This window comes from Saliphagus sp. GCM10025334 (assembly GCF_042663485.1).
Lineage (GTDB): Archaea > Halobacteriota > Halobacteria > Halobacteriales > Natrialbaceae > Natronosalvus.
Genome location: NZ_JBHTAF010000001.1, coordinates 1,744,123 through 1,766,518, shown reverse-complemented (window position 1 = coordinate 1,766,518; position 22,396 = coordinate 1,744,123). Strand labels below are relative to the sequence as shown.

17 protein-coding genes, 1 tRNA gene and 1 rRNA gene are annotated in these 22,396 nt (G+C 64.6%); 8 read left to right on the top strand and 11 right to left on the bottom strand.

All coding sequences use genetic code 11. From position 1 onward, the window contains the following. Positions 1-212: 212 nt before the first annotated feature. A tRNA-Ala gene (locus tag ACFQO4_RS08305) sits at positions 213-284 on the bottom strand. A gap of 116 nt (positions 285-400) precedes the next feature. Further along, positions 401-1,875, bottom strand: a 16S ribosomal RNA gene (locus tag ACFQO4_RS08300). Between the two features lie 985 nt (positions 1,876-2,860). Between ACFQO4_RS08300 and ACFQO4_RS08295 the strand changes: the two genes are divergently transcribed. Further along, positions 2,861-3,343, top strand: coding sequence for a halocyanin domain-containing protein (locus ACFQO4_RS08295; protein ID WP_500260427.1), 483 nt, complete (start codon positions 2,861-2,863; stop codon positions 3,341-3,343). Between the two features lie 157 nt (positions 3,344-3,500). Here ACFQO4_RS08295 and lpdA read toward each other — a convergent pair whose 3' ends face one another. The 5 genes from lpdA to leuS (ACFQO4_RS08270) form a co-directional block, all read right to left on the bottom strand. Next, positions 3,501-4,928, bottom strand: a complete 1,428-nt coding sequence (gene lpdA, locus ACFQO4_RS08290; protein ID WP_500260426.1) for a dihydrolipoyl dehydrogenase — start codon at positions 4,926-4,928, stop codon at positions 3,501-3,503. Positions 4,929-5,015: 87 nt separating this feature from the next. After that, a complete protein-coding gene (gene ilvA / locus ACFQO4_RS08285; protein WP_500260425.1) occupies positions 5,016-6,236 on the bottom strand; it encodes a threonine ammonia-lyase in 1,221 nt (406 codons plus the stop codon). 133 nt (positions 6,237-6,369) lie between these two features. Continuing rightward, positions 6,370-7,125 (bottom strand): YqjF family protein, encoded by a 756-nt coding sequence (locus ACFQO4_RS08280; protein ID WP_500260424.1) that lies wholly within the window; start codon positions 7,123-7,125, stop codon positions 6,370-6,372. 323 nt (positions 7,126-7,448) lie between these two features. Further along, a complete protein-coding gene (gene leuS / locus ACFQO4_RS08275) occupies positions 7,449-10,403 on the bottom strand; it encodes a leucine--tRNA ligase (protein ID WP_500260423.1) in 2,955 nt (984 codons plus the stop codon). A gap of 195 nt (positions 10,404-10,598) precedes the next feature. Continuing rightward, positions 10,599-13,262 carry a leucine--tRNA ligase gene (leuS, locus tag ACFQO4_RS08270; RefSeq protein ID WP_500260422.1) on the bottom strand — a complete coding sequence of 888 codons (2,664 nt, stop codon included), beginning with the start codon at positions 13,260-13,262 and terminating at the stop codon, positions 10,599-10,601. A gap of 267 nt (positions 13,263-13,529) precedes the next feature. Here leuS (ACFQO4_RS08270) and ACFQO4_RS08265 point away from each other — a divergent pair, with 267 nt between their 5' ends. Together ACFQO4_RS08265 and ACFQO4_RS08260 are read left to right on the top strand one after the other, a co-directional pair. Further along, positions 13,530-13,877 (top strand): hypothetical protein, encoded by a 348-nt coding sequence (locus ACFQO4_RS08265; protein ID WP_253431513.1) that lies wholly within the window; start codon positions 13,530-13,532, stop codon positions 13,875-13,877. A gap of 108 nt (positions 13,878-13,985) precedes the next feature. Further along, positions 13,986-14,447, top strand: coding sequence for a hypothetical protein (locus ACFQO4_RS08260; RefSeq protein WP_500260421.1), 462 nt, complete (start codon positions 13,986-13,988; stop codon positions 14,445-14,447). Positions 14,448-14,519: 72 nt separating this feature from the next. Here the strand turns inward: ACFQO4_RS08260 and ACFQO4_RS08255 are convergent, their stop codons facing one another. The 3 genes from ACFQO4_RS08255 to ACFQO4_RS08245 all read right to left on the bottom strand — a co-directional run bounded on the left by ACFQO4_RS08255 (position 14,520) and on the right by ACFQO4_RS08245 (position 16,997). Continuing rightward, complete coding sequence (locus ACFQO4_RS08255) at positions 14,520-14,939, bottom strand: Hsp20/alpha crystallin family protein (RefSeq protein ID WP_500260420.1); 420 nt, start codon at positions 14,937-14,939, stop codon at positions 14,520-14,522. Between the two features lie 131 nt (positions 14,940-15,070). Next, positions 15,071-15,877, bottom strand: a complete 807-nt coding sequence (gene pheA / locus ACFQO4_RS08250; protein ID WP_500260419.1) for a prephenate dehydratase — start codon at positions 15,875-15,877, stop codon at positions 15,071-15,073. Positions 15,878-16,007: 130 nt separating this feature from the next. Beyond that, positions 16,008-16,997 carry an AI-2E family transporter gene (locus ACFQO4_RS08245; protein WP_500260418.1) on the bottom strand — a complete coding sequence of 330 codons (990 nt, stop codon included), beginning with the start codon at positions 16,995-16,997 and terminating at the stop codon, positions 16,008-16,010. 288 nt (positions 16,998-17,285) lie between these two features. Between ACFQO4_RS08245 and ACFQO4_RS08240 the strand changes: the two genes are divergently transcribed. Beyond that, a complete protein-coding gene (locus ACFQO4_RS08240; protein ID WP_500260417.1) occupies positions 17,286-18,005 on the top strand; it encodes a DUF547 domain-containing protein in 720 nt (239 codons plus the stop codon). A 95-nt stretch (positions 18,006-18,100) separates the two neighbouring features. Here ACFQO4_RS08240 and fni read toward each other — a convergent pair whose 3' ends face one another. Beyond that, on the bottom strand, positions 18,101-19,168 hold the full coding sequence (gene fni, locus ACFQO4_RS08235; RefSeq protein ID WP_500260416.1) for a type 2 isopentenyl-diphosphate Delta-isomerase: 1,068 nt from the start codon (positions 19,166-19,168) through the stop codon (positions 18,101-18,103). Positions 19,169-19,319: 151 nt separating this feature from the next. On the opposite strand from fni, the gene ACFQO4_RS08230 reads away from it, so the two are divergent. The 4 genes from ACFQO4_RS08230 (at position 19,320) to ACFQO4_RS08215 (ending at position 22,312) form a co-directional block, all read left to right on the top strand. After that, a complete protein-coding gene (locus tag ACFQO4_RS08230) occupies positions 19,320-20,120 on the top strand; it encodes a helix-turn-helix transcriptional regulator (RefSeq protein ID WP_500260415.1) in 801 nt (266 codons plus the stop codon). 220 nt (positions 20,121-20,340) lie between these two features. Next, the gene (locus tag ACFQO4_RS08225) at positions 20,341-20,898 is read left to right on the top strand and encodes an OsmC family protein (protein ID WP_500260414.1); all 558 of its coding nucleotides are present in this window, start codon (positions 20,341-20,343) and stop codon (positions 20,896-20,898) included. Then, on the top strand, positions 20,895-21,677 hold the full coding sequence (locus ACFQO4_RS08220) for a methyltransferase domain-containing protein (protein WP_500260413.1): 783 nt from the start codon (positions 20,895-20,897) through the stop codon (positions 21,675-21,677). The genes ACFQO4_RS08225 and ACFQO4_RS08220 overlap by 4 nt, the downstream gene beginning before the upstream one ends. Before the next feature lie 206 nt (positions 21,678-21,883). Then, the gene (locus tag ACFQO4_RS08215; RefSeq protein ID WP_500260412.1) at positions 21,884-22,312 is read left to right on the top strand and encodes a hypothetical protein; all 429 of its coding nucleotides are present in this window, start codon (positions 21,884-21,886) and stop codon (positions 22,310-22,312) included. Positions 22,313-22,396: the final 84 nt, after the last annotated feature.

Here is a 22,396-nt window from a genome sequence, read left to right as displayed (position 1 = left end):
CTTTCGGATCGGTGCTGCACAGAATGCAGCGGTTGTGACCCGGGAACGGGTCCAGTGGACGCCTGGACTACACGTACACACGGTCTCATCTGCCACCAGTAGACGGCTGGTGACATCGACCCTTCCCACCCACGCTTACGCGGGGTGGTGCATCGGTTCATTCGGGATCAGACGCCGTACTCGAAAGAGTACAACGATCGTCACCCGAGAGATGGACCCACAGGGATTCGAACCCTGGGCATCCTCCTTGCAAAGGAGGCACTCTACCACTGAGCTATGGGCCCACCCCCTCTCGGGGGCACAACGTTAGCCTTGGTAGTTCAAAGGTGCTCGCTCGGCCGATCGAGCGGTCGGTGAACGGACCGCGTGTGGGCTGGGGCGTCGCCCCAGTCCCGGTCTGTGGAGGTGATCCAGCCGCAGATTCCCCTACGGCTACCTTGTTACGACTTAAGCCCCCTTGCGAAGCCCAGATTCGACCGGCGTTACGCCGGCCTCATCCGGACCTCACTCGGGTGCTTTGACGGGCGGTGTGTGCAAGGAGCAGGGACGTATTCACCGCGCCCTTCTGAGGCGCGATTACTACCGAATCCAGCTTCATGCGGGTGAGTTTCAACCCGCAATCCGAACTACGATCGAGTTTAGGAGATTAGCGTCGCCTCTCGGCGTAGCATCCCACTGTCTCGACCATTGTAGCCCGCGTGTAGCCCAGCACATTCGGGGCATACTGACCTACCGTTGCCCGTTCCTTCCTCCAGTTTGGCACTGGCAGTCCTCCTAATGTACCCAACCACCACAAGGGTGTTGCTGGCAATTAGGAGTGCGGGTCTCGCTCGTTGCCTGACTTAACAGGACGCCTCACGGTACGAGCTGACGGCGGCCATGCACCTCCTCTCAGTAGCTCCACTAAGCTCATCACACTGAGCTTCACAGCATACTGTCGGTGCTGGTGAGATGTCCGGCGTTGAGTCCAATTAAACCGCAGGCTCCTCCGGTTGTAGTGCTCCCCCGCCAATTCCTTTAAGTTTCATCCTTGCGGACGTACTTCCCAGGCGGTCTGCTTCACGGCTTCCCTACGGCACAACGCTGGCTCGTAGCCAGCGTCACACCTAGCAGACATCGTTTACGGCTCGGACTACCCGGGTATCTAATCCGGTTCGTGACCCGAGCTTTCGTCCCTCACTGTCGGATCCGTCTTCCTGAGGCGCTTTCGCCACCGGTGGTCCGTCCAGGATTACGGGATTTCACTCCTACCCCAGACGTACCCCTCAGGTCTTCCGGTCCCTAGCCGAACAGTTTCCGCCGGACGTCTACTCGTTAAGCGAGTAGATTTCCCGACGGACTTGTACGGCCAGCTACGGACGCTTTAGGCCCAATAATAGCGGTCATCACTTGGGCTGCCGGTATTACCGCGGCGGCTGGCACCGGTCTTGCCCAGCCCTTATTCGTGTACCACCTTACGGTACACAAAAGCGAGGACTATATGCCCTCGCACTTGGAGTCCCCTTATCGCACTGTCGTGCAGTGTAAAGGTTTCGCGCCTGCTGCGCCCCGTAGGGCCCGGAATCTTGTCTCAGATTCCGTCTCCGGGCTCTTGCTCTCACAACCCGTACCGATTATCGGCACGGTGGGCCGTTACCCCACCGTCTACCTAATCGGCCGCAGCCACATCCTGTCGCGCCTGAGCATTTCGAGCTCGAGCCAGTTCCAGGCATCGAGCCGTATGGGCTATTAGCCTCAGTTTCCCGAGGTTATCGCCCTCAACAGGGTAGTTTGGCCACGTGTTACTGAGCTATCTGCCACGAGTCTGAACTCGTGCGACTAGCATGGCTAAATCGGACTCCAATAGCAATGACCTCCGGCAGGATCAACCGGAATGCTATCCCTCCAGCAGAGCTGGAGGAGTTGGCGGTGAATGTAGGTACACACTCACACTAAATGGGTCCGTTCGGTGACCAACCTCGATAAACCGATCGAGCGTCACCGAACTACCAAGGCTAACATCAGATCCCATCTGTACGGCGGACCGCAGGGGTGAGATCCTCATTTCCTTCGGACTACATTGTAGGTCGTCCGGGGTACATAACCCCTTCGAACCGAGCCCGAGATGATGGAGCGAGTTGAACGCCCCATCGATCACGCGTTCTTTGCGTTTGCATCCGAATGCCCTCGTTTACTTAAGGGCGTCGGATCGGATCGAAGCCGGCGAAGCCGACCTCGTTCACATCCAATCCGAGTCGCCTTACACACTTAAGGGCATCGGATCGCGGCCCGACCGGAAGTCGCATCCGGCGAGGCGTTCGCGTTCCAATCTGAACGCCCCTAAGTATATAAGGCCGTTGGATTGGTGTGGCCGGCGAGGCCGACCACGTTTGCGTCCAATCCGAGTTGGCTTACACACTTAAGGTCGTCGGATCGGTTCGACGCCCAGTGTAAGGGTGGAATGCAGTGCCAACCTCCGTGCCGGGAAACGGCCAGAGGGGACGTGGCCGCGTGGGCCACGTCGTTTGCATTCTATTCGAGGAGAGGGTTAGTATATAAGGCCATCGAACCGATAGCTCCGTGGGAGCCCGCTACCATGGCACGGTTTTTCACCGATCACGGGTGCTCGAGGAACGTCAAAATGATAATAAATGTATCCCCTGATTCGGGGGCAGGTCCGTCGAACGGCGCGGCTGCTCGTCGAGTGGTGTCCCGCGGGCGGAGGTCGATCGGTCATCCCTCCCTGGCAGGTGGGGTCGGATCGAGTGGTACCCGCGTACGGTGTAGGTCGTACGTGCACGCGTAAGAAGACGTTGACATACGTTGTACAGCGGGAGCGAGAGCGAGAGAGCTATGGCCACGAAGCCGAACGCCTAGGTATATGCGTAAGCGAGCGACCAGGCGGCGGGTTCTCGAGGGAATCGGACTCGTGGCGACCGCGGGACTATCGGGGTGTCTCTTCGGGGGCGGTGACGACGGCGACTACTACGAGGGCGAATCGTTCGTCGCCGAGGACGACGAGCCCCATTTCGATGGACACCTCGACGGGATCGATCATCCGGGAACCGTCGACTGGACGGAGGCCAGCGAGGAAGAGCTGGTCGTCGCGGTCGGCACCGGTCGCGAGGGGATGGGATACGCCCCACGGGCTGTTCGCGTCGAGGCTGGCTCGACGGTCACCTGGGAGTGGACGGGTGCGGGCGGTCGACACGACGTGGTCGACACCGACGGTGCGTTCGAGAGTGGCGAGCAGTACGGCGAGGGGGAAACGTTCTCGTTCACGTTCGACGAGCCGGGTGTCTACACCTACTACTGCACTCCCCACCGTCACCGTGGGATGAAGGGGGCGCTCGAGGTCGTCTGAGTGCAACGGCTTCTCGAGTTCCACGGCTGACGAAGCGAACGGTTGCTCGAGTGTGAGGGGAAGCAGAAAGGACGAGCGACGATGAACAACGGTGAGCAGCGACGAACAGCAACGAGCGATGTCGGTCGGTTAGCGGTCAGCGGTCATCTGATACCGGTCACCGGTTCAGCGTGTGAATCGCGTGTCCGAGCGCGTTTTCGGCGGCTTCCATCACGGCTTCCGAGAGCGTCGGGTGGGTGTGAATCGTGGCCGCGACGTCCTCGAGGGTGGCTCCGAGTTCGATGGCGAGACCGAGTTCGGCGATCAGTTCGGAGGCCTCGGGGCCGACGATCTGGGCGCCCAGAACGAACCCGGCGTCCTCGTCGGCGACGATCTTGACGAAGCCGTCGGTGTGGCCAGTGGTGAGCGCACGGCCGCTAGCCTGGAACGGGAACTTCCCGGAGACCGTCTCGAAACCTATCTCCTCGGCCTCCATCTCGGTCATGCCGACGGTACCGATTTCAGGATCCGTGAAGACGGCTGCGGGCATCGCCTGGTAGTCGAGCGCCGAGGGTTCGCCAGCGATGACCTCGGCGGCGACCTGGCCCTCCTTGCTGCCGGCGTGGGCGAGCATCGGTTCGCCAGCGACGTCGCCGACGGCGAAGATGTGCTCGACGTTCGTCCGTCCGCGGTCGTCGGTCGGGATGAAGCCCCGTTCGTCGGTTTCGATGCCGGCGGCCTCGAGTTCGAGCGTATCGGAGACGGGTGCGCGGCCGACGGCCACGAGGACCTTCTCGGCGTCGATCTCGAGCGTGTCCTCGCCCTCCTCGGAGGTGGCCTCGACGCGAATGCCGTTGCCGTGCTCGCTCCAGCGAGAGGCTCCGTACTCGAAGTGGAAGTCGATCCCGAGGTCTTTCGCGCGTTTTTTGACCGGACGGGCGAGGTCGGGGTCGAAGCCATTGAGCGCCTCGTCGAGCATCTCGACGACGGTTACGTCGGTGCCGAGTTTCGCGAAGACGGTCGCGAGTTCCATCCCGATGTAGCCGGCCCCGACGACGACCAGCGAGTCGGGGACCGAGTCGAGCGCGAGGGCCTGCCGCGAGTTGAGTACGGGCTCGTCGTCGTACGAGAAGTTCGGGATCTCGATCGGGCGAGAGCCGGTGGCGACGATCGCGTGTTCGAAGTCGATGGATTCGCTGCCCTGACCCTCGCCGCCGTGGGAGACGCGAACCGTGTTCTCGCCGTCGAAGTGGGCGATCCCCTCCATGAGGTTGACCCCGTTGGCCTTACAGAGCTTCTCGACGCCGCTGGTCAGTTGATCGACGACGCCGTCCTTCCAGGAGACCATTCCCTCGAGGTCGATGGCCGGGTCGGCGTGGATGCCCATCTCCTCGGCGTTGCCGGCCTCGTGGGCCAGGTCGCTGGCGGTGATGAGCGCCTTCGAAGGGATACAGCCGTGGTTGAGGCAGGTTCCCCCGTAGGCCTCTTTCTCGACGAGCGTGACGTCGAGGTCGAGTTGGCCGGCCCGAATCGCGGCCACGTAGCCTGCTGGGCCCGCACCGATGACGAGTACGTCCGTTCCAGTCGAAATGTCTCCGACGACCATTATACTAGAGCAAATCCAATCGAGATATAAAAACGGGCAGGTATTGCGCCGACCGACGGGGTGTGCGAGACCTCGAGCGAGGCGGCGTCAGTCCACGCGAGTGGCGTCGTACCCGCGCGATTCGATCGCGTCGAGGACCTCTTTAGCGTGCTCGCGGCCGCTGGTGACGACCTGGAAGACGAGGTAAGCCTCCCCCACCCGGAGGTCGCCGACGGCTCGGTCGTGGCGGACGGTCCGGATGTTCGCTCCAAGGCCCGAGATCACGCCCGAGATCTCCTCCATCTTGCCGGGCTGATCGGCGATGCGGACGCGCAGTCGCAACAGCTGGTCGCGGTCGGTCAGCGCGTGCTCGAGGACCGTCTGGAGCATGGAGATGTCGATGTTGCCGCCGCCGAGCACCGGAACGACGGTCTCGCCGCTGACGTCGAGGTCGGGCGAGAGCAGCGCTGCGACCGAGGCGGCGCCGGCCCCCTCGACGAGCTGTTTGGCTCGCTCTAAGAGCACGAGCGTGCTCTGGGCGATCTGGTCGTCGGTGACGGTGACGACCTCGTCGACGTGCTCGCGGATGATCTCGAAGGTGAGTTCCGAGATGCCGCCCGTGGCGATCCCGTCGGCGATGGTGTTCGGGTCGTCGATCCCCTGTGGAAAGCCCTTGTCGAGGCTGTCGGGCACCGTCGCGGCGGAATCCGCCTGCACGCCGACGACGCGGATTTCGGGGTCGAGGCCGGCGAGCGCGGTAGCGATGCCGCCGATCATGCCGCCGCCGCCGATCGGCACGATGACGGTATCGACCTCGGGGAGAGCCTCGTGGATCTCGAGTCCCAGCGTCCCCTGTCCGGCGACGATGTCGGGGTCGTCGTAGGCGTGGACGAAGCCGACGTTCTCGGCTTCGGTGAGCGTCTTCGCGTGGGCCATCGCCTCCTGGAAGTCGTTACCGTGGAGTTCGACGTCGCCGCCGTAGCTCCGGGTGGCGTTGACCTTCGCCTGCGGCGCGTTCTTCGGCATGACGATGGTCGACTCGAGGCCCGTCTTGGTCGCGGCGAGGGCCACACCCTGGGCGTGGTTGCCCGCACTGGCGGCGACGACGCGGTCGACGGTGCCCTCCTCGGCCACCTGAACGAGCTTGTTGTAGGCGCCTCGCGTCTTGAACGAGCCCGTTCGCTGGAGGTGTTCCATCTTCAGGAACACCGTCGCGTCGGCCATTCCGCTCAGCGATCGGTTGGACTCGAGCGGCGTCTCGCGAACGACCGACTCGTCGTCGAAGCGCTCCCGGGCCGCCAGCACGTCTTCGAAACGGACCTCGACCATGGCGGTACAATCAGGATGGCACAGTATTTCACCTTCGGTTTGTCGTGGTCTCAGAATTCAGAGCGCAAATCCCACGACCCAGAACCCAAATTCCACAACCACCTCGAGCGTCGAAAACCGGACCCGAGAGCGATCAAAGAAACCGCGGAATTGACCCCGTTATCTCGAGTCGCTCGCAGTAGTGAGCGAGCGGGTCGCCGGCGGGTGTCGGCACGTCCGCCGCCTCGAACAGGTCGTTCTCGTGGATCGTCACCTCCGCCGGGGCGAGCGACCAGGGTTCGTGGGCAATCTCGGCGACGAGCGTTCGATCGCCGTAGGGGACGAGCATCCGTCGGCGTTCGGTGAGCCAGTGGGTGAGCGAGTCGGGCCTCGCGCGAGTCGGGGGCGCAACCGGTCGGTACTCCGCGTCGAAGCGCGCGGGCCCCCCACTCGGGTCGTCGCGCTCGCTCGAGAACGTGACTCTGCCGTCGGTTCCGTCGACGCGCTGGCGGGCGTCGAAGCAGGGGACATCGAGTCCCCAGCGAGCGAGGAACGCCAGCCACGGGCCGTCGATGTCGATGCTGAAGAAGTACAGCCCGGAGACGTCCCGGTAGCGAACGTACGTCCGGAGGTTGAGTTCGGGACGCGTGACGCGCATCGCGCTCGGCGTGTCTCGAACGCCCGCCTGAGCGAGGACGAACGGGACGATCGAGAGCCAGGCCCGATCCTCGACAGTCTCGAGGTCGAACCGATCGGGAACGTGCGGCCGGAGACGGTCCGGGTCGACGGGCCAGTGGAGGAAGGCCCCGTCGCGCCACACCATCGAGAAGGGGTGTGGCAGCCACGGGAGGGACGCCGGTTCCGTCTCGGCGGTCGTCGACTCGGGGTGAAGGATTCGCTGTTCGGTCATGGTCGATGCGAGGGAGCGACCGCTCGTTCGAGGAACGGTCGAACGAGCACCCGGAGCGGGACGGACCGGAGCGCTTTCGTCGGCGCCGAGGGGTCGGTCGCAGCGGCGTTATTCATATGCGTCTCTACGTTACCTGCGGGGATAAATCACTCAGGAACCAATTAGTTCAGGTGAATGTATCGAAGCGTTATACGAACTCGATCGGGAGCCTGAATCGGGAGCGAGTGCGCGGAGTTCGGACCGGTAACGAGTGCACAGAGGCTGCGGCCTCGAACGAGTGTGCTCGAATGAAAAAGCGGACACGGGATCGAACGTAAAACGGCCTACTCGAGGTAGATCGCCGGGCGGAACGGTCGAGCCAAGCTCGCTTTGCCGGCGGGATCGATCGGATCGCCGTCCTCAGTGTCGATTCCGACGTCGGCGTCGAACTCGCTCTCGAGGAAGGCCGCGGACGCCTCGTAGACGGCTCGCTCGTCGATCCCGGCGAGCGTCTCGAGTGCTGCGTCCTCGCGCTCGCGGACGAACGAGACGAGGTCGCCCACGAGGCCGTTGACGGCGTCCCCTCGGTCCCGGTGGGCAGGATTTTGCATGACCTGCTCCATCACGGCCCCCTGGTCCGGGCCGGTTTCCACGACAGTGCCGAACACCTCGCGTTTCCAGTCGGCCGCGACGTAGACGCGAATCGTCTCGGGATCGGTGTCGGTCACGTCGACGATGTCGCGAACGTCCTCGAGCAGCGCTCTCACCAGTCGTTCCTCGGCAATCACGCTCGAGTCATCGAATTCGGGCACCGGCTCGGGCCACGGCACGTCCTCGGCTGGTTCGCCTGTCAGTCGCTCGTGGAGTTCGTTCGCCGCGAACGGGATGACGGGCGCGAGCAGGCGCAGTCGCGTCTCGAGGACAGTTCGCAGGGTCCATCGCGCGCCCGCACGCTCGAGGCCCGCCCGGCGGCGGTACCACTTCAGGTGCTCCTCGAAGCGGTAGAAGGCCGTCTGACTGGCGTTCCGGGTCTCGAATCGGTCCATCGCGTCGGTGACCTCGCGAACCGTCTCCTGGAGGTGGGCGAGGAGCCAGCGGTCGATCCGCTCGAGGTCCCGTTCGCCTGCCGGTCCGTCGATCAGGTCCACGGCGCGGTTCCAGAAGCGCTCGAGTTGATCGCGCGTCGCGGCGACGGCCTCGGCCCGCCAGTCGTAGTCCTGCCAGGGTTCGGCGCTGTTGAGCAGGAAGAAGCGCACGGTGTCGGCCCCGTAGCGCTCGATGGCCTCGCCGGGGAGGACGACGTGTCCCCGCGAGGAACTCATCGACTCACCCTCGAGCAGGCCCATGCCCATGACGGTGATTCCCCGCGGCCACTTCGCCTGCTCGAACAGCTCGGCGTGGTGGGAGAGGAAGAACGTCAGGTGGTTCGAGATCAGGTCGTTGCCCGAACACCGGTAGTCGACGGGGTACCAGTACTCGAACTCCTGGCGCAGGTCCAGGGCGCGCTCGTCGGGTTCGTCGACGGATTCGGGCCCCAGCAAGAGCGTATCGAAGAACTCGCGGGTCAGATCCTCGACCGGGACGTCACGAATCCGGTGGGCGATGGTGTAGTAAGCCGTGTAGATGGTCGAGTCCGACAGCGGTTCGATGACGAACGCGTCGTCCCACGGCAGTCTCGTCCCGAGTCCGTAGTTGCGGATGCAGGGCCACTCCTCGAGCCACTCGATCGTGTGGTCGTACTGCTCACGGGTGTTCTCGGGAATCGCGTCCAGGTTCGCGACGGCCCGGTGGGCCTTCTCGCGCCACCCCGCGTCGTCGTACCGCAGGAACCAGGTGTCCTGTTCGGCGACCTCGACGCGTCCGCCACAGCGACAGACGACCGTCTCGGCGAAGTCGTACATCGCGTCGAAAGCCCCCTGCTCTCGGTAGTGCGCGTCGAGTTCCTCACGGACGTCCTCGACCACCCTGCCGGCGAACTCGCCGTAGTCCTCGTTCAGTTCGCCCCGGTGGAACTCGCGGGTGTACAGTTCCTCGGTAGCCGCCTCGAGTTCGGGATCGTCCGGGGATTCGATGCCGTACTCGGCGACGGCGTCCGCTGCGGGGAACTCGCCGTAGCCCTCGAGGGTCAGGACGGCCCGCGGTTCGATAGCCCGCACCGCCTCGGGGTCGAGACCGTACGCTCTCAGGTCGTCGGTGCGGGCTTTCGACGCCTCGAGGGCGACCCAGTCGTCGGCCGAGTGGGCGGGGACGGACATGACAACGCCGGTGGCGCTGTCGGTGTCCACGAAATCGGCCGGGAGGACGACGATCTCCTCGTCGGTGACGGGGTTCCGGACGCGGGTGCCGACGACTTCGGTTCCTGGAACGGTCTCGAGCACCTCGACCTCGCGCGCCTGCAACGCGAGTTTCTCGGTCGCCTCGAGCGAGACGACCCACTCCTCGCCGTCCACGATCGCTCGAGCGTAGGTCGCGTCGGGGTCGACGAAGGCGTTCGTGACCCCGCGGACGGTCTCGGGGCGCAGGGTTGCCATCGGGTAGACGGTGCGTTCGCTCTCCGCTCCCAGTTCCGCCTCGCCGCCCGCTCCACTCGAGTCGTCGCTCGCGGCGCGGAACGCAATCAGCGTGTACTCCTGGAACTCGGCGTCCTCGCCCTCGTAGATGTCGTGTGTCGTGACCGGCTGTTCCTCGTTCGTACAGTAGTTCACCGGGTGCAGCCCCTTCTCGAGGAGGCCGCGCTCGTGCAAGGTCTCGTACTGCCAGGCGATAAATCGCGAATAGCGCTCGTCTTCGGTGGTGAACTCCCGGCGCCAGTCGATCGACAGCCCGAGGCGACGCATCCCAGCCTCGTAGTGGTTCTCGATGAAATATCGGGCAAATCCCATCGGCGTCTCGAGGTCCCGGAGGTCGGATTCAGGTACCCCGAAGGCGTTTCGCAGGCTGTCGAGCTGGTGGGCGTCGCCGCGCTTCAGTCGCTCGACGGCGCCGACAATGGGCGTGCCGGTGACGTGCCACGCAATGGGGAAGAGGACGTTGTCGCCCCGCTGACGCCGGTAGCGGGCGTACGCGTCGGGGACGGTGTACGTGCGCGCGTGGCCGATGTGCATGCCACCGTTCGGGTACGGGTAGGGGACGGTCACGAACGTCGCTTCCGACGGGTCTCGACCGTCCGGATCGGCCTCGTACCGACCCGACTCCACCCACCGCTCGCGCCAGCGGGCCTCGAGTTCCTGTGGCTCGTAGCCGTCACTCTCCTCGGCAGTGGCGTCACGAGAATCCCCTCCTCGAGCGTCCCGATTCACACCGATCCCTCGATAATCGACCCGTCGATGGCCCGGAAGGAGGTCGCGTTCGGCGGTCGGATTCGAGTTCGCTGGACGTCGCAGTCGCCGGCGAGCCGTCGTCTCATGCTCGATCCTACTCTCGAGAACGATAAAGTACTGGCGTGGTGACAGGCCGGACCTGTCATCAATTCCGGTATTTCAGAACCTCGAGCGCTACTCCTCGATTTCGATCGCCGGCCGGCCTGGCTCCGCGTTCGAGAGCACCGAATCGTCGGCGTCTTCGGCGCGAACCACGCTGACTGGCGCGTCGAACTCTCGTTCGATCAGCCAGGCCGCCGACTCGAGAGCCGCGTGTTCCTCGTCGGGGTCGAGCGTCGTCGAGAGCGCCTCCCGCTCTACTTGCAGGTCCTGACCGTAACTGGCCGCGGCGTCGCCCTGCTCGCGGATGTGCGATTCCTGCATGAGTTCGCCGATCAGGTTGTCCGCGTCGCTCTCGACCGCGATCTCGAGGGCGTCGTACTTCCAGTCGGGGGCGACGACGACGTCGATTTCTTGCGGGTCGTCGATACCGGCCACGTCGACGATCTGGCGAACGTCCTCGCGGGTGTTCTCGACGAGTTTGCGCCGTTTCTCGACGTGATCGCGGTCGACCGTCGCGGTCGGCCAGGCGGCCTCGACGACGAAGCCGCTGTCCTCGCCCTCGAGTTGCTCGTAGAGTTCCTCCGCGAGGTGGGGCGCGACCGGCGCAAGCAGACGAACGACGGCCGACAGCCCGCGCTCGTAGGTCTCGGCGTGCGGTTCGGCGTAGTCGGCGTACTGCCGGAGCGTTCGGACCAGGTCCTGGGTCTCGCGAAGCGCGCGGTTGAACGTCAGGTCGGCGTACTTCTCGGCGGCGATAGCGAGCGTCGCGTCGATTTCGCTCTCGACGTAGCTCGCGACGGCGTCGTCTTCGCCCGCGGGCGCGTCCGCGACGTAGTCCTGGACCATCCCCCGCAATCGCGTGAGGAACGCGTAGGTCGACCGGACGCCCTCCTCGCTCCAGTCGAAGTCGCGCTCGGGCTGGGCGGCCTGCATCATGAACAGGCGGGCGGTATCCGCGCCGTACTCCTCGACGATCCGCTGGGGCGAGACAGTGTTGCCCTTCGACTTGGACATCTTCTCGCCCTCGAGCTGGACCATCCCTTGGGCGAGCAGGTTCGTGAACGGCTCGCGGTGCTCGAGGCCCTCGTGGTCGGAGAGCACCTTCGTGAAGAACCGCGAGTACAGCAGGTGCATCACGGCGTGCTCGATGCCGCCGACGTACTGGTCGACCGGCATCCAGTCGTTGGCCCGTTCGAGGTCGAAGGGAGCGTCCTCGAGGTCGGGCGAGACGTACCGGAGGAAGTACCACGAGGAGTCGACGAAGGTGTCCATCGTGTCCGTCTCCCGTTCAGCGGAACCGCCGCAGTCCGGGCAAGTCGTTTCCTTCCACTCCTCGGCGGCGTCCAGCGGGTTCCCGGTGGTGTTGATGAACTCCGGTAACTCGACGGGCAGGTCCTCCTCGGGAACCATCACGGGGCCGCACTCCTCACAGTGGACGACCGGAATCGGCGTCCCCCAGTAGCGCTGTCTCGATATGCCCCAGTCTCTGAGTTGGTACTGGGTGGCGTGCTCGGCGCTCTCGATCTCTTCGGTCAGGCGCTCGCGTGCGGTTTCGCTGTCGAGACCCGAGTATTCGCCCGAGTTGACGAGGACGCCGTCGTCGGTGTAGGCTCCCTCACTCACGTCCGGTGCGTCGGGTACCGTCTCGCCGTCCCAGTTCTCTGGTTCGGGAGCGACGACGGGAACGATGTCCTCGCCCATCTTCGTCGCGAACGCGTGGTCGCGCTCGTCGTGGCCCGGCACGGCCATCAGCGCGCCGGTCCCGACGTCCGAGAGGACGAAGTCGGCGACGTAGACCGGAATCTCCTCGCCCGTGGCGGGGTTGGTGGCGGACAGGTCGGTGGCGACACCGTTCGGTTCGTCGCCCTCGGGATCGGCCTCGTGTTCGACGAAGTGGCGGACCTCCTCGTCCTCCTCGGCCAGTTTCTGGCTGATCGGGTGGTCCGGGGCGAGCGCGAAGTACGTCGCGCCAAAGAGCGTGTCGACGCGCGTGGTGAACGCCCGGACGTCCCCGTGGCCTTCGATTTCGAAATCGAGTTCCGTCCCGTGCTGGCGACCGATCCAGTTGCGCTGCATCTGGCGGACCGAGTTCGGCCACCCCTCCAGGTCGTCGATGGCCTCGAGCAACTCGTCGGCGTACTCCGTAATTCGGAGGAACCACTGCTCGAGTTCGCGGGTCTCGACAGGGGTGTCACAGCGCCAGCAGAGTTCCGCCTCGCCCTCGACTTGCTCGTCGGCCAGGACGGTCTCGCAGTGGGGACACCAGTTGACCTCGGCGTCCCGTTGCTCGACCAGGCCCTCCTCGTGGAAGCGGGTGAACAGCCACTGGTTCCAGCGGTAGTACTCGGGGGTGCAGGTGGCGATCTCGCGGTCCCAGTCGTAGCCAAATCCCATCGATTCCATCTGCCCGCGCATGGTGTCGATGCAGTCGAACGTCCAGTCGCGCGGGTTGGTGTCGCGCTCTTTGGCCGCGTTCTCGGCGGGGAGCCCGAAGGCGTCCCACCCCATCGGGTGGAGCACATCGTCGCCGCGCATCCGTCGGTAGCGGGCGTAGGCGTCGGTGATCGTGTAATTTCGAACGTGGCCCATGTGGAGTTTGCCCGAGGGGTAGGGGTACATCCCCAGGACGTACGTCGGATCCTCGATGTCGTCGGGCGTTCGGTACACGTTCGCGTCGTCCCACGCCTCCTGCCAGCGTCGTTCGACCGTCGCGTGGTCGTATCCCGAGTCGCTCATTTGCTTATATAGGATTGGCGGAGGCGAGGTTCTATACCTTTCCATTGGCGGACAAACAGACGATTCTCTCCCGCCTCGAGGCAGGCGTCCGAAGCAGGGAGTCCGTTCCGGTTCGGTTTCGAACCGACTCGAGGGGACGAAGTGGGACCGTTCTCAAGAGTGAAACCGCTAGACTGCGGCAGGGGAACGGGAACAAGATGGAACGATCAAAAACCGATGCAACCGTCGCCGCTTTATATACGTACGCCGTCGGAACTACGAACCACAATGGCACCACTCATCAGCGCACTGGTCGCGTTCATCGTCGCACTACTGGTTGGCGGCCTGGCAATCTACCTCGCCGCGAGCGTCGTCATCGACGCCCACAGTTACGAGCACGCAATCGTGACGGCTATCATCGGCGCCATCGCGTGGGCGCTCACGTCCTGGATTCCGCTCCTGGGGCCGATCATCGCCCTGATCGTCTGGATCGGCGTGATCAACTGGCGCTACCCCGGCGGCTGGGTGACTGCCGCAACCATCGGCGTGGTCGCCTGGCTGTCGGCACTGGTGATCCTGTTCGTGCTCAATGCGGTCCTGGGACTCAACGTCGGCGCGTTCGGCGTGCCGATCTGAGCCGTCCGGAGCGAGTCCCCGCCTCGTCGTCGCACCGCGTTGGTCGACTCGACTGAACGTGTCGGACAACCCGAACGTTTTTCTCGAGTACCGCAGAAACAGACGTCCATGCAGCGACGCCGCGTCCTCGGCGGAGTCCTCGTCTGTCTCTCGCTCGGATCCGGCTGTCTATCCAGCGCAGACGGGGCCGAGAACGGGCCGGCCACAGTCGAGGACCCACCCGAATGGCTTCGAGAGCGCGGACGCTGTGAAGACGAGGGATTGTGGGGAGCGTTGGAACTCTCGAGCACGGAGCCCGATTCCGGGTACGCTATCGCGGTCGTCCCGTACGACCGCCTCAGCGAGAAATCGAAGCGACTCGTTCGCTTCGCGGTCCACAACGACGGGGCCGAAGCGTGCACTCAAACCGGCGGGTCTACCTTTCAGACATTTCTGGGCGAGGTTCACGACCTCGCCTATCAGCCCTACCGAGAGGAACACGGTGAACGCCCTCGAGCGTTCGTCATTCGTACGACCAGAGCGACCTACCGGATCGAACGACTGGCGGCGTTCGACGAAATGCTCGTCTGAGTGCGAGCGAGGCCGACGGCTCGAGGGCGCATTTCTGGGAAAATCGTCGGAAACGGTAGCTGTCGCGATTCCCTAATCGATGTCGATTCGCTTCGAGTCGTCGCTCTGCTCGAGTTTCGGCAGCGTCACGGTGAGTACGCCGTTGTTGTAGTTGGCCGTTATGCCCTCTTCGTCGACCGGTTCGGGGAGGTGAAGCCGTCGACTGACGGACTGGCGCGAGCGCTCTCGGCGGAGGTAGCGATCGTGCTCGTCGGTGCGGTCGGTCTCCTGTTCGGCCTCGAGACGGAGCGTCCCCTCGACGAGCGTCAACTCGATGTCCTCAGTCTCGAAGCCAGGGAGGTCGGCCGTCACGACGTACTCGTCGCGGTGATCGGCCACGTCGACGGCGACCGAACCCGGAAACGAGAGGCCGCTACCGCCGACGCCCGTTTCGAATTGCTTGCTGACTCGGTCGAGCATCTCCTCGAGGTCGTCGAACGGATTGCGTCGCATGCGAGTCGATAGGCGCTCGAAGAGGATAAATTGTGCCCCGGCGAGGACGACAGAACTGGCAGGGTCGCGCGGGTTTCGTACACTCGACCGCGTGCTCGAGGTCGTACACTTTCACTCAACCACGTACAATCTCACTCGACGACGTGCTCGAGGTCGTACGAGCCCAGTCGGCGAACCCACCCCCTCTCGGCGAGGGCCTCCAGGTCGGCGAGGGCCGCCTGGGTGCGCTCCTCGTAGAGGCCGGCGTCGACGTCCATGTGGAAGACGTAGTCGCCGAGTCGCTCCCCGCTCGGACGTGATTCGACCCGACTCAGGTTGATGTCGCGGTCGGCGAACGGCTCGAGGAGTTCGAGGAGCAGTCCAGGATAGTTCGCGTTCGGGTAGACGACGAGCGAGGTCTTCCCGCCGGCCTCCGAGCGCTCGGAGGCGGGTGCGAGTGCGAAAAACCGCGTCGCGTTCGACGTCTGGTCCTGGATGTCGGCGGCGAGGACCTCGAGGTCGTCGCCCGCCGTGGCGGGGTGGGCGATGCCCGCGACCGAGGGATTTTCGCGAGCATATTCGACGCCCTGGGCCGTGCTCGAGACGGCCTCGAGGGTCGCGTCGGGGTACTCGGACTCGAGGTAGGAACGACACTGGGCGAGCGCCTGGGAGTGGCTGGCGATGGTGTCGAAGTTTGGTCCCTGGGCGAGCAGGGCGTGGCGGATCGGCGTGACGATCTCGCGGACGACGGCGACGTCGTACTCCGCGAGGGCGTCCTGGCTCTCGGTGACGCTCCCCTCGATGCTGTTCTCGATGGGGATCACCCCGCGGTCGAACTCGCCGGCGGCGACGGCGGCGACGATGTCGGTGACCGACTGGCGGAAGACGACGTCGTCGTCGAGCGCTCGCGTCGCGCGATGCGAATAGGTCCCTTCGGGGCCGAGCGTGACGGCTGTCATACCCGCTGGTGGGAGTCGAACCCCGAAAAACGTGCCGAAGGTGGTGATTTCTCGAGAAGTGCTGGGTCTTCGTCTCGAGAAGCGGTGTCTCGCGCCCAAATGCGTGGCGACGCCGTTCGTCCGTCGGTTCCTACAACGACCCGTAATCGTCGCTGAACACCTCGAGCGTGGCGACGAGCGCGCCGAGAACGATGGGGCCGTAGAACAGCCCCATGAACCCGAAAGCGGTGACCCCACCCAGGACGCCGACGATGATCACGGCCGGGTTGAGTTCAGCGTAACGATCGACGACGATCGGTCGCAGGTAGTCGTCCGAGAGACCGACGATGACCATACTGTAGATCGCCAGCCCAATCGCGAACGCCGGCTGGTTGATCAGGAGCAGGTAGATCACGGCGGGGCCCCAGACCAGGAACGAACCGACGATCGGAATCAGCGAGAGGACGATCATGATGACCGTCCAGAACAGCGAGTTCGGGATGCCGACGACGAACAGGCCGATTCCCGCCAGTCCGCCCTGGACCAGCGCGATGAGGACGTGACCGGCCAGCACCGCCCACGTCACGTTCTCGAGCGCCTCGAAGAGATTCGTCTGGACGGCGTCCGGGAGCGGCGTCACCTCGCGAAGCCATCTGAGCAGGGAGTCGCCATCCCGGAGGAGGTAGTAGAGCAAAAAGAGCGCCACGCCGATGCCGATGGCCGTGTGGGTGAGCCCCGCCAACAGTTCCGGACTCCGCTCGAGGAGCGTCTGCCCCGCGGACTGTGCCCAGTCCATCGCCGTCGACTCGAGGTCGACTCCAAATCGCTCGGCGACCGACTGGAGGGGCTCGAGCGGAAGCGAATCGGCGTCGGCGCCTTCGACGAGTGCCTGGGCGTCGCGAAAGACGTACGCCACGACGATCACGACGGGGACGATGGCGAGGAGTAGTGCTAGCAAGACGAGCGAAAACGCGGCGATCGCGGGCGATGTTCGTTGCTCGAGGCGGCGCTGGACCGGCGTCAGCACGAATGCGAGGAGAACGGCGGCCAGCACGTACTGGATGTACGGGAGGACGAGCTGGGCCGACACCAGAAGGAGGATGGCGATGAGAACGAGTAACGTTCCTCTCGATCGGTTCACACCTCGAACTCAACAGGGAGCGGGTTAAAAGCGGTGGCAGCAGGTACAGGCCGACGGCACACGGTCGAGGACGACGAACAAGACGCTGACGGATCGGCCGTAATACAAGCCGACCTCGACCAGCACGCCGAAGACGCCCGCGTGAAGGCCCGATTACCGCCGAGAAGATGGTATTTCTTCCGGGAAATCGGGGAAACACGGGATTGACTGGCGGAAACGGTTCGTCCGTGTCGACTGTCCGCTCGCTCGTCACACGGGTTCAAGAGCGTGGTTCGCCTAGTACCGGTTATGTCGACCCAGCTCGACCCGCTCTCGATCTCGGCCGACCTCCTCTACACGGTCAAGACGGACGGGGAGCGGGACGCCCTCCGCGACCATCTCGCCACGCTCGAGCGAACGCGACTCGACCGGGCGCTCGGCGGCCGCGCCGAGAAACTCGCCTTCTGGCTCAACTGCTACAACGCGTACGTGCAGATCCTCCTCGAGGACGATCCCTCGCTGCTCGAGGGCGGTGTGCTCGACCGCTGGAAGTTCTTCGCCAGGGATCGCGTTCCGATCGCCGGCGTCTGGCTGAGTCTCAACGACATCCAGCACGGACTCCTTCGCGGCTCGAGGCATCCCTGGGGGATGGGGTACCTGCCGCGACCGTTTCCGACGGCCTTCGAGCGCCAGTTTCGGCTCGAATCGGTCGATCCCCGGATCCACTTCGCGCTGAACTGCGGCACCGAAAGCTGTCCGCCGGTGGCCGTCTACAGCCCTGCCGACGTCGAGACGGAACTCGAGACCGCGACCGACTGGTTCCTCGAGGAGAACGTGAGCTACCAGCCACGAGAGCGCGTTGCCCGCGTGCCGCGCGTCTTCCTCTGGTACCGCGGTGATTTCGGCGGCTCGAGCGGGATTCGGTCGTTCCTCGAGCGCTACGACGTGATTCCGCCCGGCGTGACGCCGACGTTGCAGTACGACGAGTACGACTGGTCGATGGATCTGGGTGATTATCGCCGAAAGTAATTTGTCGGGGTCCTCGATGGCCGGAGAAGGCCGAAGCGGGCCGCCGGCGTCATTACCGGCCAGGGGATCTCAGCATCGTTGCCGCCTCGAGGACCTCAGCGCCCGTGCCCTCGACCCTCGAGGTACTCCTTCGTTCGCCCGAGCACGACGTACTCCGCCTCTCGGAGGTCCGCGACGGATTCCGACCCCGTGACGAACATCGCCGTCTCGAGTTCGACCCGGAGGGTCTCGAGGAGGTCGACGACCGCTTCGGTTCCCTGTCCCGCCGGCGAGAGAAACGGTTTGGCGAGGCCGCCAGCCTGCGCACCGAGGGCGATTGCCTTCGCCACGTCGAGGCCTGAGCGAACGCCGCCGCTGGCGATTACGGTGTCGTGGACGCTTGCGGCCTCGAGCGTGCTCACCGCCGTCGGGACGCCCCAGGCCCGGAAGCGTCGCCCGACGTGTTCCTGGCGGGTCGCGCCGACGGCGGCGGCCCGGTAGGACTCGATGCCCGACCACGTCGTCCCGCCCTTACCGGCGACGTCGATGGCGTCGACGCCCGCCGCCGTCAACCGCTCGGCGGTGTCCCGGGCGATGCCGTTGCCCGTCTCCTTGACGATCACCGGCACCGAAAGCTCGCTCGCGACCGTTTCGATCGCCTCGAGACAGCCGCGGGCGTCGACGTCGCCCTCGGGCTGGACCGCCTCCTGGAGGAAGTTGAGGTGGATCGCCATCGCGTCCGCCTCGATCATCTCTACGGCGCGCTCGACGTCTCCTACGTCGTACTCAAGCAACTGAGCGGCGCCGACGTTGCCGTAGAGGAACGCGTCGGGGGCTACGTCGCGGACCACGGTGTAGGACTCGAGGAGGTCCGGGTCGTCGAGTTCGAGCCCGGCGCGTTGGCTGCCGACGCCCATCGCGACGCCCATCTCCTGGGCTGCGGCGGCGAGCGATCGGTTGATCTTCGTGGTGTTGGGGTGGCCGCCGGTCATGCTCTCGATGACGATGGGGGCCGCGAGTTCGTGTCCGAACATGTCCACGCTCGTATCGATCTCGTCCCGGTGGATCTCCGGCAGCGCCTCGTGGACGAGTTCGACGTCCTCGAAGCCGGTCCCCGAGGTCTCGACGTCTTCTTCTTCGATAATGCGGATATGATCGTCTTTGCGGTCAGATGTCTCGGGCATCGCTTCGTCTCTGCTGTGTCGTTCGCCGGCGGTATTGAAAAGGTGTCCATTCGCGACGGTGGGTTCGCCCACCCGGTGCTATCGCGGTAGCTCAATCACCAGCGTCGCCGGACCAGTTGCATTCATATTCTGGGTCGTGTTATCATAGTACATGGTATCTGCACTCGAGGACGTCGAGTATCTCGCTCGTTCCTCCCACCGGGTGACGGTGCTCACGTCACTCACGGAAGAGCCGAAAACGCGGGCCGAGTTACGGGAGACGACAGGCGCATCGACGTCGACGATCAGTCGAACGCTCCGGGCACTCGAGGAACGGCGCTGGGTCGTCCGGAACGGCCACTGTTACGAGGCGACGCCACTCGGAACGTACGTCGCGGCGGGCGTCACCGACCTGCTCGAGCGACTCGAGACCGAACAGAACTTTCGCGATATCTGGGAGCGACTACCGGTTGGCGAGGTCGACGGCGGACTCGAGGAATTCGCCGATGCCGCCGTGACGCCGGCCACCGTAGAGGATCCGTACCGGCCCGTATCCCGCTTTCTCGCACTGCTCGGGGAGAGCGATACGTTCCGGTTCGTCGGCTTCGAACTGGGATTGATCGAGCCCTGTATAGACGAACTCTGCAGACAGATCATAGACGGGTTGGAAGCGACCATCATCGACCTTCCCGGCGTCGCGAACTACATTCGCTCGACCTATCCCGACCGCTCGACGAGGACGCTCCGAAGCGGAAACCTCACCGCCTTGCTCCACGACGACCCGCCCCCGCACGGTCTCAGCCTCTTCGACGAGCGGGTCGGTCTCTGCGTCTACGCGCCCAATACCGGCTCTCTGGAGGCAATGGTCGACACCGACTCGATGGCGGTTCGCACCTGGGCTGAACAGACGTTCGAACGGTATCGGCAGGGAGCGCGACCGCTGGCGCTCGAGGCCGAAACCGAGATCGGATGATCCCAATACGTTACTTTCGAGTGATATTTGATTGCACGACGTGACCGACGAGCACTCCCTGCCCCGCCGGCATCGGCTGCCTTCATCTCACTAGCTGCCTACATAATTTCCTCTCACGTAGAGAGGGCCGCAGAGGGAGAATTCCAATGACTGACAGCCACTTTACCGACCGTACAGCACCACACGTTACCGACCGAACAGTCCCCCGGGGCGGATCCCGATGAGCACCACGAACGGCGTCGACGTCGACGCGCTGGGCGAGGCGATCGACGCGATCAGCGACGATTCGGCCGTGGGCCAGTTTAACTTCCACGCGGAAACCGAGTGGACGGACGGGCTCCGGTGTGAGACGACCATCGACGAATTCGACCAGGCGGGCGAGCGCGTGCAGACGCGTGAGTTCACGATCGAGGGCGACGAACCCGAACAGATCCTCGGCCAGCGGACCGCGCCCAACGCGGTCGAACTCCTGCTCGCGGCTCTCGGTTCGTGCCTGAGCGTCGGCTACGCCGCGAACGCCGCCGCGATGGGCATCGACCTCGAGGACGTCCGTTTCGAGATGGACGGCGACGTCGACCTCCGGGGGTTCCTCGGCATCGACGAGACCGTGAGACCCGGCTACGAGGGTATCACCTGCACTGCGTACGTCGACGCCGACGCCTCGGAAGCCGAACTGGCCGAACTTCGCGAACGCGTGGAAGCGACCTCGCCGCTCATCGACAGCATCACGAACGAGGTTCCGGTGGAGACCGACCTGGTCGCCGACACGAAGCTATGAGCGAGACGAATGCGTCGAGGCTCGACACAGACGAACTCGAGCAGAAGGTCAAGACCGTCTACCAGGACGTCGCGAGGTCGCCGGAGGGGAACTTTCACTTCGAGATGGGGCGCGACCTGGCCGAGCGCCTCGGCTACGACCCTTCGGTGCTCGATCGGATTCCCTCCCGGGCCATCGACTCCTTCGCGGGCGTCGGGTACCACTTCGACCTCGCGGCCCTCGAGCCCGGCGAGCGCGTCCTGGACCTCGGGAGTGGCTCGGGGATGGACGTCTTCGTCGCTGCGATTCACGTCGGCGACGAGGGGAGGGTGGTCGGCATTGACATGACCGACGACCAGCTCGAGAACGGTCGGAGATACCGCGACGACGGCGGGTTCGACAACGTTAGCTTCGAAAAGGGGTACATCGAGGACCTGCCGTTCGACGACGAGTCGTTCGACGCGGTCATCTCCAACGGCGTGATCAACCTCTCGGCCGAGAAGGGTCGCGTCTTCGCAGAGGTGCGCCGCGTCCTCGCTCCGGGCGGCCGACTGGCGCTGTCGGACATCACCAGCGAGGAGCAGATGCCCGATTCCATCAAGACGAACGCGGACCTCTGGGCGGTCTGCATCGGCGGGGCGGTGCAAGTCGACGACTACGCAGACGCCATCGAGACGCCGGGGTTCGACGTAGTCGACCGCCGAGAGAACGATCGGTACGAATTTACCTCGGATCGAGCACAGAGCGCGTGCCAGACCTACGGGGTCAAGAGTATCTCGCTGGTTGCTCGCAAGCGTTGAACGGGCCAGTTGTGATCGAGACCCGCTCTCGAGGCAATTTCGAGCCGCTCGAAGCGGTTCGGATCCGCTCGGAACCGCTCACGGCATACTTGAGACCCACTCACAACCTACGAGCGGTGCCGATCGTACACGTCTGGCGCTCAGACGTTTCCATGGCTGGCGCTTCGGCTTTCAGGTATTTGTGCCTGCCCGTCGAACGCGTTACCATGTGGCGAGCAATCGTCCTCGTGTTCAGCGTCGTCGAAACCCTGTTTCCCGACCGGATCATCGCCTGGGGAGAACGAAAGGCGTTCGAGAACCCCAACGCCGGCGAGTTGCGCACGTGGACCATGCCGATGGCTCGCCTCGAGGGCGTGCTGTTCGCGTGGCTCGCCCTCGGTGGGCGTAGTCGAACCCCCACGGTCGCCAGGCTGGTCGCCATCCTCGGCGTACCAGCCCTCCTGGCCCCGGAGCGATTCGTTCGAACGGCGCTCGAACTCGCCTACCGGAATCCGGACGATCTCGAGTTGAAACCGTGGGTGGTTCCGGCGACGAGAGCGATCGGTCTCTGCTACGTCGTCCTCGGTACGGTCGCCGGGCGCGTGTCGGCACCCACTGAGAACCCGCGATCAGCGTCGAGTTCTCGCCTGGAATAGCGTCCGTTCTCGACGACGTACGTGGGACGCGATACATAGGACACGATACGCAGGACACGGTACGCAGGGCGCGCGTCTCGACGT

Bases quoted from the DNA above. Each gene is read 5' to 3' on its own strand.
- ACFQO4_RS08295 (WP_500260427.1), top strand. From the start codon at position 2,861: ATGCGTAAGCGAGCGACCAGGCGGCGGGTTCTCGAGGGAATCGGACTC.
- lpdA (WP_500260426.1), bottom strand. From the start codon at position 4,928: ATGGTCGTCGGAGACATTTCGACTGGAACGGACGTACTCGTCATCGGT.
- ilvA (WP_500260425.1), bottom strand. From the start codon at position 6,236: ATGGTCGAGGTCCGTTTCGAAGACGTGCTGGCGGCCCGGGAGCGCTTC.
- ACFQO4_RS08280 (WP_500260424.1), bottom strand. From the start codon at position 7,125: ATGACCGAACAGCGAATCCTTCACCCCGAGTCGACGACCGCCGAGACG.
- leuS (WP_500260422.1), bottom strand. From the start codon at position 13,262: ATGAGCGACTCGGGATACGACCACGCGACGGTCGAACGACGCTGGCAG.
- ACFQO4_RS08265 (WP_253431513.1), top strand. From the start codon at position 13,530: ATGGCACCACTCATCAGCGCACTGGTCGCGTTCATCGTCGCACTACTG.
- ACFQO4_RS08260 (WP_500260421.1), top strand. From the start codon at position 13,986: ATGCAGCGACGCCGCGTCCTCGGCGGAGTCCTCGTCTGTCTCTCGCTC.
- ACFQO4_RS08255 (WP_500260420.1), bottom strand. From the start codon at position 14,939: ATGCGACGCAATCCGTTCGACGACCTCGAGGAGATGCTCGACCGAGTC.
- pheA (WP_500260419.1), bottom strand. From the start codon at position 15,877: ATGACAGCCGTCACGCTCGGCCCCGAAGGGACCTATTCGCATCGCGCG.
- ACFQO4_RS08240 (WP_500260417.1), top strand. From the start codon at position 17,286: ATGTCGACCCAGCTCGACCCGCTCTCGATCTCGGCCGACCTCCTCTAC.
- fni (WP_500260416.1), bottom strand. From the start codon at position 19,168: ATGCCCGAGACATCTGACCGCAAAGACGATCATATCCGCATTATCGAA.
- ACFQO4_RS08230 (WP_500260415.1), top strand. From the start codon at position 19,320: ATGGTATCTGCACTCGAGGACGTCGAGTATCTCGCTCGTTCCTCCCAC.
- ACFQO4_RS08225 (WP_500260414.1), top strand. From the start codon at position 20,341: ATGAGCACCACGAACGGCGTCGACGTCGACGCGCTGGGCGAGGCGATC.
- ACFQO4_RS08220 (WP_500260413.1), top strand. From the start codon at position 20,895: ATGAGCGAGACGAATGCGTCGAGGCTCGACACAGACGAACTCGAGCAG.
- ACFQO4_RS08215 (WP_500260412.1), top strand. From the start codon at position 21,884: ATGTGGCGAGCAATCGTCCTCGTGTTCAGCGTCGTCGAAACCCTGTTT.